This window comes from Stieleria varia, from assembly GCF_038443385.1.
Lineage (GTDB): Bacteria > Planctomycetota > Planctomycetia > Pirellulales > Pirellulaceae > Stieleria > Stieleria varia.
Window position 1 is genome coordinate 7,359,871 of record NZ_CP151726.1, and the last position, 10,831, is coordinate 7,370,701.

8 protein-coding genes are annotated in these 10,831 nt (G+C 56.3%); 1 reads left to right on the forward strand and 7 read right to left on the reverse strand.

Annotation, left to right across the window (positions count from 1 at the left end; all coding sequences use genetic code 11):
- Positions 1-440 precede the first annotated feature (440 nt).
- The 4 genes from fusA to Pla52nx_RS24735 form a co-directional block, all read right to left on the reverse strand.
- The gene (fusA, locus tag Pla52nx_RS24720; protein ID WP_146522924.1) at positions 441-2,534 is read right to left on the reverse strand and encodes an elongation factor G; all 2,094 of its coding nucleotides are present in this window, start codon (positions 2,532-2,534) and stop codon (positions 441-443) included.
- Between the two features lie 158 nt (positions 2,535-2,692).
- Complete coding sequence (rpsG, locus tag Pla52nx_RS24725) at positions 2,693-3,169, reverse strand: 30S ribosomal protein S7 (RefSeq protein WP_146522923.1); 477 nt, start codon at positions 3,167-3,169, stop codon at positions 2,693-2,695.
- A 47-nt stretch (positions 3,170-3,216) separates the two neighbouring features.
- The gene (gene rpsL / locus Pla52nx_RS24730; RefSeq protein ID WP_146522922.1) at positions 3,217-3,585 is read right to left on the reverse strand and encodes a 30S ribosomal protein S12; all 369 of its coding nucleotides are present in this window, start codon (positions 3,583-3,585) and stop codon (positions 3,217-3,219) included.
- 225 nt (positions 3,586-3,810) lie between these two features.
- The gene (locus Pla52nx_RS24735) at positions 3,811-4,659 is read right to left on the reverse strand and encodes a 3-keto-disaccharide hydrolase (protein ID WP_146522921.1); all 849 of its coding nucleotides are present in this window, start codon (positions 4,657-4,659) and stop codon (positions 3,811-3,813) included.
- A gap of 629 nt (positions 4,660-5,288) precedes the next feature.
- Here Pla52nx_RS24735 and Pla52nx_RS24740 point away from each other — a divergent pair.
- Positions 5,289-5,975, forward strand: a complete 687-nt coding sequence (locus tag Pla52nx_RS24740; protein ID WP_146522920.1) for a response regulator transcription factor — start codon at positions 5,289-5,291, stop codon at positions 5,973-5,975.
- A gap of 49 nt (positions 5,976-6,024) precedes the next feature.
- Here the strand turns inward: Pla52nx_RS24740 and Pla52nx_RS24745 are convergent, their stop codons facing one another.
- The 3 genes from Pla52nx_RS24745 to Pla52nx_RS24755 all read right to left on the reverse strand — a co-directional run bounded on the left by Pla52nx_RS24745 (position 6,025) and on the right by Pla52nx_RS24755 (position 10,827).
- A complete protein-coding gene (locus tag Pla52nx_RS24745) occupies positions 6,025-8,319 on the reverse strand; it encodes a TonB-dependent receptor domain-containing protein (protein ID WP_197455020.1) in 2,295 nt (764 codons plus the stop codon).
- A gap of 168 nt (positions 8,320-8,487) precedes the next feature.
- Entirely contained in the window at positions 8,488-9,297 is an 810-nt protein-coding gene (locus Pla52nx_RS24750) for an energy transducer TonB (protein ID WP_197455019.1), read from the reverse strand.
- Positions 9,298-9,375: 78 nt separating this feature from the next.
- Positions 9,376-10,827 carry a DUF1501 domain-containing protein gene (locus Pla52nx_RS24755; RefSeq protein ID WP_146522918.1) on the reverse strand — a complete coding sequence of 484 codons (1,452 nt, stop codon included), beginning with the start codon at positions 10,825-10,827 and terminating at the stop codon, positions 9,376-9,378.
- Between the last annotated feature and the right edge of the window lie 4 nt (positions 10,828-10,831).

Genomic DNA, 10,831 nt, shown 5'->3' on the forward strand with positions numbered 1-10,831 from the left:
CAAAATTTGGGGTTGTACGGGAATTGGCATGCGCAACTTTTCTCCCTACGCCGAAGGCGTTTAACAGCATAGCCCAGGGTTAAAGCCGTCATTCGCCTTGGCGAATGACGGCTTGAACCCTGGGTACAGATAACGTCCCCACCAGTACCTCCCTCCCGCTCCGATTTTGGCGGCGAAGCCGCCAAAATCGGAGCGGGAAGGAGGTGAGAGTCGATCGCATTTTCAACCCAGGGTGGCGGTCCCACTCGTTACACTCGCGGGAACCTTACCCTGGGCTATGTTGTTAAACGCCTTCGGCGTATCTTCCAAAGGGAGGAACAAAACCGCCCGATTGAAGTTGCATGTCAAGACCAACGTTTTGACGCCCCAGGGCAAGACCCGGCCGCCTACGCGTCACGGCTCACGGCGTTTGGTGGTGTCACACGCATGGCTTTGAAGCGTTAGTACATGAACGCTTCGGCGTCTTCTTTGGGGGCGGCTTGGTATCCGAGCGGCTCCATGCTGCTGCCCGCGCGGCCTTGGCTGAGGCTTCGCACGGCGCTACTGTAACCAAACATTTCTTTCAGCGGTGCGTGAGCCGTGATCACCGTCATCGCTCCTCGCGTTTCCGTGCCGGCGATCAAAGCGCGTCGCTGCTGCAGGTCGCCGACCAACTCGCCCATGTAATCTTCCGGCGTCGTGACCTCTACTTTCATCACCGGTTCCAGCAGCACGGGGCCGGCCGCCTGCAAGCCTTTGTCGAACGCGTCGCCCGCCGCGATTCGGAACGCGACCTCATCGCTTCCTTCCTCGTGCGTCTCTGCATCGTAGGCTTCGATCCTGACGCCCGAGAGCGGGAATCCGGCCAGGAGCCCACCGCCGGCGGCCCGCTCACGCAATTCTTCGATTGCTGCGTGGCGAATGTCACCTGGCAGGTTGATGTCGGCTGGCAAGCGATCGAATACTTGAACAGGTGCCGACGAATCTTCCAGCGGAGAAACGCGAACGCTCAAGCGGGCGAACATCTGCGTCGCGCCCATTTGGCGATTGCAGGCACCAACGATGTCCGATTTGCCGCCGACGGTTTCTCGGTAATTGACCCGTGGCTTATAGAACTTGACGTTCAAGCCAAAATCGCGAGTCAGGCGATGCTGAATGACTTCCAAGTGCAACTCGCCCATGCCGCTGATGATCGTTTGGCCGAGTTCTTCGTTCTCCACGGCTTGGAACGTGGGGTCTTGGCGTCGCAGCATTGCGAGGACCTCTTCCAGCTTTTTGCGATCGCCCGTGTTCTCGGGTTCGATCGCCATCGAGAGCACCGTGTCGGCGAACTTTATGCTGGGCAACTCGATCATTTCCTTTGTGTCGCACAGGGTGTCGCCGGTGATGGCGAATCGGGGGCCGATGACGCAACAGATGTCTCCCGCAGCGAGCGATTCGGTTTGACCGTCTCGATCTTTCTTGGAGGCATGGATCTGCCAAAGCTGAGCGACATTTTCTTTTTTGTCACGATTGGGACAATACACCCGCGAGTTTTGCTTCAGCACACCGCTGTAGATGCGAATCCAATAATTGTCGCCCGTTTTGGCCGGCAGGATCTTAAACACCAACGCACTAAAGGGTTCTTTGGGATCCGGATTGCGCGCGAGCGTCTTGTCCTCTTTCTTGGGATCGAAACCTTCCACGGCCGGTCGATCTAGCGGACTGGGCAGGAAGTGGCCGACCGCCGTCATCAGGGGTTGAACACCGATTCCGTGCAGAGCAGAGCCGCACAAGACCGGCTGGATCGTTTGTTCGATACATCCTTTGCGCAAAGCTTGAATGATGACTTGTCGAGGGACTTCTTCTCCTTCCATTGCCAGTGCCATCGCATCCTCGCTCAGCTCGTAGACAGCTTCGAGCATTTGTTCGCGCCACAGCAGGGCGTCGTCCATCAGTTCGTCGGGGATGTCGGTTTCCTTGACCTGTTTGCCCTCCGTTTCGGGATCGAACTCTAGGAATTTCAGATCGATCAGGTCGATCACACCGCGGAACGGATTGTTGACGTGTGCGGGACCTTGACCGACCGGGATTTCGACGGCGACGGGTCGGCCGCCGAGTCTTGGTTGGATATCGTTAAATACGGATTCAAAGTCGGCTCCTTCGCGGTCCATCTTGTTGATGAAAACGATTCGCGGAACGTTGTATCGATCGGCTTGTCGCCAAACGGTTTCACTTTGGGCTTCGACACCTTCTCTAGCGGAAAAGACGACGACGGCGCCGTCCAAGACTCTGAGGCACCGCTCGACTTCGGCGGTAAAGTCTACGTGGCCGGGGGTGTCGAGCAAGTTGATGTGGTTGTCTTTCCAATCGAACTTCACGCAAGCGCTGAAGATCGTGATGCCGCGTTCTTGTTCTTCTGGGTCATCATCCGTGTCTGTTGTGCCGTGATCGACGCGTCCGACTCGGTGTTTGGCTCCACTGAGAAACAGCATCCGTTCGGTGACGGTGGTTTTTCCCGCGTCGATGTGGGCGATGATTCCGATGTTTCGGATTTTCTGAATGTCTGATGACATGGTCGAACGAGCGAATTTGGGGGACGGGGTGGTAGCGTTAGGATCGCAGGAATATGGGAAACAGACGACGGAGGGAATAGGGGACTAGGGACTCAGCGCATGAAAAACCGCGGCTCGGAATTTCCGAGTCGCGGCGTGTTCATTGGATCGCAACAAAATCACCAAGCGAAGTGAGCGAACGCCTTGTTGGCATCGGCCATACGGTGGGTGTTTTCGCGTTTGGTGTAGGCGACGCCTTCCTTTTTGTAGGCTGCCAAGACTTCGTCCGCCAGTTTGATATGGGTCGGACGGCCTTTCTTGTCGCGGATGGCTTCCAGAATCCAGCGGATCGCCAAACTTTGCTGGCGAGATTTGTTGACCTGCATCGGAACCTGATAGCTCGCACCACCGACTCGCTTGCTGCGGACTTCGATGTACGGCTTGACGTTGTCCAAAGCTTGTTCGAAGACTTCGATCGGGGTTTTGTCGGCGATATCACCGCGACGACCGATTTCTTCCAGTGCATCGTAAAAGACGCCTTGAGCGACGGATTTCTTTCCGTCCCACATCAGGCAATTGATGAACTTGCTGGCCAAAAGCGAATTGAACTTTGGATCGCCCTTGAGCTGCTTTTTACTGGCGGTGATACGTCCCATTTTCGGAAACTACTGCGTGCAAATGTGTGAGTTGGATGGGGGAGAGCTTACTTCTTCTTGGCGCCGTAGCGGCTACGCGACTGCTTGCGGCCGTCAACGCCCAACGCGTCGCGTGAACCGCGGACGACTTGGTAGCGGACACCGGGCAAGTCACGGACACGACCGCCACGAACCAGAACGATCGAGTGTTCTTGCAGGTTGTGACCTTCGCCAGGGATGTAAACGGTGACCTCCTTGCCATTGCTCAGCTTGACCCGCGAGATCTTCCGCAGAGCCGAGTTCGGCTTTTTGGGGGTCATGGTCCGTACCTGAAGACACACGCCCTGCTTTTGCGGGCATTTCTCCAGAACCGGCGATTTGCTTTGGCTTTTCTTTAGTTTCCGCCGTTTGCGGACCAGTTGGTTGATCGTGGGCATGGACTGCTGAGCTAAAAAGACTGTCTGAGGCCGAAACTTGGCCCGGATTGAGTTGCAAAGAAGATCGCAAGTATCCGGCGGATCGAATTCCTGTCAATAGGTTCTGGCCAGTTCGGTCCGGAAACCCGGCAATCTTTGTTGGTGGTGGAAACACGTAGCGGTGTCTCGCGGAGATGCCCTGGTTGGCTTCTCGCAGAGACGCGTCCACGTGATATCGCCCTGCGGTCAGTTGGTTGCCTCGGACTCCGGCGCCAGGACCATGATCTCGACTTTTCGAAATTGGACCGGGTGGCTTTCAGACTGCAGCGAAATCGTGCCCCCGGAGAGCATTTTGCCGCCCGATTGCTCGATCAAGGTTGCGGCGTGTGTGTCGCGGTCATCCAGTTGAGGTTTCTGGTACTCCAGGACGACTTCGCCATCGAGAATGTGCTTGATGACTCCGTTGCCGCGGACTTCGATTTCCGCCGTCACCCATTGCTCTCCGTGATACGTCTTGGAGGTCGACTGGGTGCAGTGGGGCAGGTGCAGTTTGTCTTTGTAGACCACATTGGTGCCGGGCGTACACAGATTGCTGGTAGGACGCACGGCCTTGCCGTCGCCTCCGAGCAATTGAACTTCGATCGAAGCGGGAAAATCCTGGTCTTTGCCCATCGTTTCGGGCGATTCGCCATGAATCATCACACCGCTATTGCGAGTTGCCCATCCCGGGCCGCCTTTGCATTGATCGCCGACAAACCTGTACTCCACCCGGAATCGATAGTGGGAGAAAGTATCTTTGAAGAACAGGTGACCAAAGGTTTCGTTGAACTCGTCATAGTTCTCGTAACCCACCACCAACAAGCCATCCTTGACGGTGAAAGTCTGCTTCGCGTCGTCCCCGAACTTCTCGTAGCGGATCTTGGGTGTCCAGCCGTTGAGATTCTCGCCGTTGAACAAGGAGACCCACTGACCGACCGGATACGAATCCGCTGAATCTGATTTTTTCGAATCTTCAGCCCTGGCGGCAATCGGACCGAGGACGATCGAAAACAGCAGGGCGGTTCCGAGCAGAATTCGATGGGGCAATGAAGGCATCGACGTGGCTTTTTCTTGGGGACAAAGTAGGGAAACGGAGGGCAAATTCTATGGGTCGCATCTTACACGAAATGAAATCTGGGCACCGCAAATGACGGGGGATTTGCTGAGCAAATCGCTTTGGCATAACCCTGTTTGACCCATAGCCGCAGGCGTAGGAGACGCCACCAACCGGGTTGCCCCGCAGAGTCAAATGCCGCCTGCTAGGCGCGGATTATTTATCAGCCGGCACGCGATAGCGTCCGGTTCCCGAGTACAGGCGTGAGAACCGGACGCTATCGCGTGGCGGCTGATCTGCGCAGACTGTTTTCGTGCCAATCCGCGTAAACCGTTTCGTGCAAACGAATTGCGAAGACTGTTTTTGTGCCAATCCGTGCACGCCGTTTCACACAAACGTGTTGCGATGACCGTATTGAGTCACGTGAGTAATCCGGGCTAGAGCCATTTGCCGGGAGCGGAGGGCCCCCCCCTCAGCCGTGCGATATGGCACGAACCGGAATCGTGGTTCATATTGACTACACGCTCAATGGCTTCGCCGATTGATCTGCAGGGCTTGCAGTGGGCAATCGCCGTGAGCGGGAAAGGGGCTATCACCTTCCCATCCCACCTCACAATAGTGTTTCCTCGTGATGGACTCCGATGAAAAACTGTCCGCTGACATTGCGATCACGCATTTGCAATCCCATTCCCCAAAGCCAAACGAACCACTGCCATCGACGGTCGTCTACCTCGTCGACAACGACAGCTTTGTCTTGCAGTCGGTACAGCGAGTACTCGCAGAGATAGGGATCAATGCCAAGGCATTTCATTGTGCGGATGAGATGCTAGCGAATTCGGATCTCAAGGCTGCTGGTTGCGTGATCACGGATTTGAGGATGCCGGGTCTCAGTGGTGCAGAGTTGCACCAAGCGTTGTTGGATCGCGACAGCACGCTGTCGGTGATTGTGCTGACGGCGCACGCGGACATTGCAACGACAGTGAAACTGATGAAGAACGGGGCGGCGGCCGTGATCGAAAAGCCTTTTCGCGCCGACACGCTCCGTGACGAAGTGTTAGCCGCGATCGCATCGAGTCAGAAGGGCTATGCTCGGCGCAAACGTCAGCTTGATGCCAAGGAGAGAATCTCGCGATTGAGTAGCGAAGAGATCGCGGTCATGGAATCGGCTTGTCGCGGCATCCCGAACCGACAGATCAGTGTCGAGCTATCGTTGAGCAATCGGACGATTGACCGCCGCCGTCAGTCGGCGATGCGAAAGCTGCAAGTCGACTCCGTCGCCGACTTCGCCGTGCTACGTGCCACGGCCGAAAATGGCTAAAGCCACTTGCCGACGCGAATTCTGTTTTCGCAGCCACGAGGCAAAAGTTTCAAAATCGCCAAGTCACACTGGCGCGGGCCATGGCGGGTTCGACCGGGTGAAAGTGAAAATCTTCTGCTGCCGGAAGCCCGGCCGGCTGGGACTCATAAAAGTATGTGATGTCGTTGTCTTTGCTGTTGAATACATTGAATACATCGACAGCCGCGGTAGTTCGCTTGGTTTGATAGCCCAATTGCAAGTTCGCCACGGTCGTTGTCTCGCTGCGGGCGCTATTGTCTTCGATCAGCGCAGCCGGTCCGTAGTGACGCAAGCGGAACGTCCCGTACCAGGGTGTGTGGGGGACCTGGGCGGTAAATCCCGTTGCCAGAACATTTTCGACGGCATTGGGAATGCGATCACCGCCTGCAAACCGCGGTTGCACGAAAGCATAGTCGGCATCTGCGGTTAGCCATTGATTGAGTTGGTAGTAGTTCGTCCATGTAACACCAAAGCGACGACTTGCCGGGCCAGCTTCGGTGGTTCCGGCGTCGCCAACGAAGAGTAGTTCGGAATCAATCTCCAAATACCACATTGCGAGTGTGGAATTCCAGTTACAGGTCAAATCCGAACGCAAACCGATCTCGCTGCCTTCGCTCTTGATGAGCGGATCGGCGGGATCGACTGATGCATTGACGCCACGAGAGTCATTGCTGTGAAAGCTTTGTCCCCAATTGAGAAATAGCTCCGAGTCATTCCAGGGGCCGAAAACCAATCCCAGTTTGGGGCTAAAGACTCCGGCATCAGTGGTGCCGCTATCCGCCGCATTCAGATTCGATTGATTGTGAAAACGATACAGGTCACCACGCAAGCCGATGGTCGAACGAGCCCATGATGTGAGCGCTGCATCGTTGACGTAGTAAAGAGAATAGCTCTGCTGGTCGACGTCGTCATTTCGCGTCTGTGAGATCAGTTGCCGCTGGCGAGTCCGATTGAGCTCCAGGCCATAGACGTTGTCGTTGCGAAATTGAAATCCAAAGGTGTGATCCACAAACTGGCGATGGTACGTCTGACTTGCATTCACGCCCGAGTACCAGCGATTGTCGATCTGTTGGATTTGATCTCCGTTGATCGGATCATCCAGAAAGAATGTGAAGTTCGAAAATAGATCCATATCGTAGTAACTGGTGTAAGCATTGATGGCGGTCGTGACGTCATCGTTGATGCTCCAGTACTCCGCGTTGACACCGAAACGCTTTGTGTTTCCGCCATCGCTGGGATCAAGTGAACCGAATCGATCCACCAGCCCTGCTGTCACCGCGCGTTGCGGAATCTGGTTTGTCGCCGTCCAGTCGCTGTGGTATCCCATCGTCGACAGAGAGAAACCGTGATCACGGTCCCCAATCGACCAGCGAAGCAATCCGTTGAACTTGTGAAAGTCCTCGGGCACGACCCAAGGCCCGTCGTAGAACGATGTCTCGTAAGCGTACAGCAGGGTACCGCCTGCGAAATCGTGAGAGTCAGCGAGCAAGACGCGATAATAATCAAAGGCACCTGCCGTCACAGATGCGATCCCGAAGGGCAATGCACGTCGTTGACGAATGTCAGCAGAACCGGCTGAGCTGAAGTCACCGATGTCCGCAGAGTAGGGGCCAAGTCGATAGTTGACGGACTCGATCAACTCCGGAATCAGCCAATTGACGTCCAAGTATCCTTGGCCGTGACCGTGGGAGGGCAAGTTCATCGGAACACCGTCCACCCGTACAGCAAAGTCGGTGCCGTGATCCAGATTGATGCCTCGCACGAAGTATTGATTCGCTTTGCCCGAACCACTGTGCTGTGTTGCGATCACACCCGGAATCAACTCCAGGAGGTCTCCAGGACGATTGATCGGTCGGAATTCGAGATCGGGTTGTCCATATTGACCACTCGAAGCGGTGGAGGTTTCGCCTTGGAGGCTTGCAGAGCGAGAAACCGGGACAGCAGGCTGAAAAGCGGATGTTTCTGCACTGGTGGAGCGATTCGCGTCATTGCTCATGGGACGTGCCGTTTGAGCGGAATCCAAGTTCTGCGTCTGTTGCCCCGTGTCAATGTTTGACTGTTGTGGGTCGGGCGACAAATTGAAGGGCTCCGGCAATGGCGTCACCTCGTCAGGAACCGTTTCCGAAAGTGATGACGTGTCCTGCATTGCCGTCGGCGGTGTGGGATCTGCCTCCGGAACAGCGGTTTGTGATCCCGTTGGCTTCTCTGGGACCGCTTCCACAACGGTCTCTGGCAACTCTTGCAACGTTGGCGGCTGTGTCGCCCCGGTGATCGAGAAACACAACAATCCAGATCCAAATGCAATCAACGCGATAATTCGATTCAATGGTATCAACGAGCTACCCTTCCCAAACCGGTTACAACTTAAGTTCAGCGTATGACGGTTGGATCGGTTTCTCGGCCCGCGAGCAGCCTGATGATTCGAACGTACTTGAATGGATTCGACGATCGATCCCGCTTCAACCGCGAAAGGCGGCAAACTTTATCACGGCTATTAAGATTTGGCGCCGAGTGTGAACCGGATGGGTACGAGGATCTCCGCCGTTACTGGCAAACCTCTGAACTTAGCCGGGCTGAATCGCCATTGAAACACCGCCTCCAAGGCTGCCGAATCCAGGACGCCAAACCCGCTGGAGGTCGCAACCGCAATGTCGGCAACACTGCCGTCGCTCTTGACGGTCACCACAAGAACGACGCGTCCCTCGTGACCTGCGGCTTGCGCGTCGTCAGGGTAATTTGGCGGTTCGTTCTCAGGTAGTTTACTCGGCGGAGTGTCGTAGTTCGCACCGGTCGGGGCGTCGATCGGCGGAGGTGCCATAAGCGATGCATGCAATGCAGCCGAGGCGACCGTCTTTTTCTTGCGGCGTTTTTTTTCTGGCTCGACGGTAACGGGCATCTTTTCCGTCATCGCCGGGGGAGGCGGCAGGTTTGCTGAAACCACCGGCAAGGGCTCGGGCTCCGGAGCGGTCATGGCCGCCAAGGACGCCGACTCAGCAGGACGATGTTCTGGCACTTCGTCCGGTAACCTGTCAACTGGAACGGTTTCACTTTGGGCGGTTTCAACTGGGGCAGGCGGTTCTGTCTCTGCCTCGGTGACGATCGGCTGGACATTTGCGATGGGTTGAGCAACCGAAGTGGTTGATTCAATCGAAACGATGAGCGTTGTCGAACGTCCACGGTTGACGTTGGTTTGCCAAAGCACAGCGGGTGCGGTGACCAATCCAGCAACCAGCAAGAGACCAGCATGGGTCGTCAAACTGACTGAATTCGCGATCAATCGGTGGCGTCGTACGGGCAAATTCATGTCAATGGTTGTCAGGCACATAGCAACGACGAGACCGGTCGGGTCATGATTGATGAACGGTACCGATTCGTCAACCTTTCAAGCCGCGGATTCGGATTCCAGGATGGGTTTCATCACGTTTCCGTGCACGTCGGTCAGCCGCATGTCACGACCGCTGTAGCGGTATGTCAATCGCGTGTGGTCGATGCCCATCAAGTGCAACACCGTCGCCCAGAGGTCGTAGGGATTCGCCGGATTCTCAACCGCGTGGTATCCCAACTCGTCAGTCGCGCCGTGAATCGTCCCTCCACGAACTCCTCCCCCTGCCATCCAGATGCTGAAACCGAACGGGTTGTGATCACGTCCGTTGCTGCCTTGGGAAAACGGTGTACGTCCAAATTCGCCGGCCCAAACGATCAATGTCTCGTCCAACAATCCGCAACGCTTGAGATCTTGCACCAACGCGGCAATCGGCTGGTCAACTTGCTCACCCATGGCACGGTGACCGTTTTCTAAGTCACCGTGTTGATCCCACGGATTCGCTGCGCCGCCGGCACCGATCCCGGCGGTCAAACAACTCAGTTCAATGAACCGAACACCGCGTTGGACGAGTCGTCGCGCCAACAAACACTGCCGCGCGTACGCGGAGACCAATGGGTTGGATGAGTCGATCCCGTACAACGATTGTGTTTCTTGGGTTTCACCAGACAGGTCGCAGACCTCCGGCACGGCGGTTTGCATCCGAAACGCAGTTTCGTAGTTCTTGATTGCCGCTGCGATCTGTTGGTCGTTGCCCGTTGCGTCGAGAAACTGCTGGTCAAACAGTTTGGCGAATTCCAAGCGTCGTGATTGGATTGCCGGTCCGTCTGGCGATTGCAAGTCGCGAATGGCTTCCGCACGATCGGCTTGCAAGATCGATCCCTGATGCTGGGCTGGCAAGAAACCGTTGCTGAAAAGCGATACACCGCCGTGCGGCGGGATCGCGTTGCCACTTTGCAGCACCACGTAGGACGGCAAGTTTTCATTCTCGCTACCCAGTCCGTACGCGCACCACGCGCCCGCCGCCGGGAAACCCATGAACGGAAACCCGGTGTGCATGACAAAGTTGCCCTGCGCGTGTTCGTTGGCGGTTGTGGTCATCGAGCGGACCACGGCCAACTCATCGGCCACCGTTCCCAATTGCGGAAACATGCTGCTGATCGGTATCCCGCTTTCGCCGTGCCGAGTGAACTCAAAGGGACTCGCAAAGACGTTGCCATTGCGATTGAACTGCGTCCGCTGGACGGCAACCGGCATCGGCTTGCCGTGCAATCGGGCAAGCTTGGGTTTGGGGTCAAAGGAATCCACGTGGGACACGCCACCCGACATGTAGCAAAAGATCACATGCTTGGCTCGCGCCCCGTGATGTGTCGCAGGCAACGCGGCACCGGCAGGCAAAGCCTCCGCGTCGAGTTTGGCATCGCGCCCCGAAACGGAGTTGTGCATCAATCCCGACAGGGCAACCGCGGCGAAACCGCTGGTTCCCAGCGACAACGTCTGTCGCCGAGTCATTGGG